Raw genomic sequence first — 668 nt, 5'->3', positions numbered from 1 at the left:
TGAAGAACGTGATTTCCGCCAGGTGTCCGGAATCCTGACCATACCATTCCGCGCCGACCGGATCGCACAGGCTGACAGTGAGGTCGATCCCGCCGAAGCGATGCGTCACCACCCGTCGCTCGAACGTCTTCAGCGAGCGCTCCAACTTGGCGCGCCGGGCGATAGATTGCATCCAGGGCGGCATCAACTGCTTGGACAACGCCGTCAACATCGCGTGACCGACCCTTTTCCCGACCGCTCGATGGTTCATAGCAGATCGGGGGTGGGAGGCCGAAGCGGCATCCGGTTTCTCGGTTAAGCGCTTCTGCGCCGGATACCGAAGATGGATCGCGCAGACTTCACTCGTCGGAGTGTCACACGGCGCCTGGTTTCAGGAGAAAGCAGTTCTGTCGGCCTTGGAACGATGTCCGGAATTGGCTCGATCTTGCGCCGAACAGCGCGTAGCACTCCTCGAATTCGGTCGGTGGGAGGAAGCGAAGTCCCTCGATGTGCTTCAGTCGCTCACCGGCTTTGCTGTCCCTCACCGAGGCAACGAAGCGGTTATTGCTTTGGCGCAAATCCCCCTCTTCCACACGGGAGAGGGGAATCCGCGCTTAAAAATCTGATCGTAGAATCAAGCACTTGGAAACGGGCTCGATTCAGGCTGACGAAGTCGGGCACCGGCGCGG

Annotated in this window: 1 protein-coding gene; it reads right to left on the bottom strand. The window is 59.9% G+C overall.

The window, feature by feature from the left end:
* Positions 1-199, bottom strand: a 199-nt coding sequence (locus tag VQ03_RS22780) for a hypothetical protein (RefSeq protein WP_157064214.1), incomplete at its 3' end; no start/stop codon positions are given.
* Between the last annotated feature and the right edge of the window lie 469 nt (positions 200-668).

Origin of the sequence: Methylobacterium tarhaniae (genome assembly GCF_001043955.1) — a bacterium.
Lineage (GTDB): Bacteria > Pseudomonadota > Alphaproteobacteria > Rhizobiales > Beijerinckiaceae > Methylobacterium > Methylobacterium tarhaniae.
Note: the sequence above shows the minus strand (reverse complement) of the source record. Positions and strands in the feature narration are given on the sequence as shown.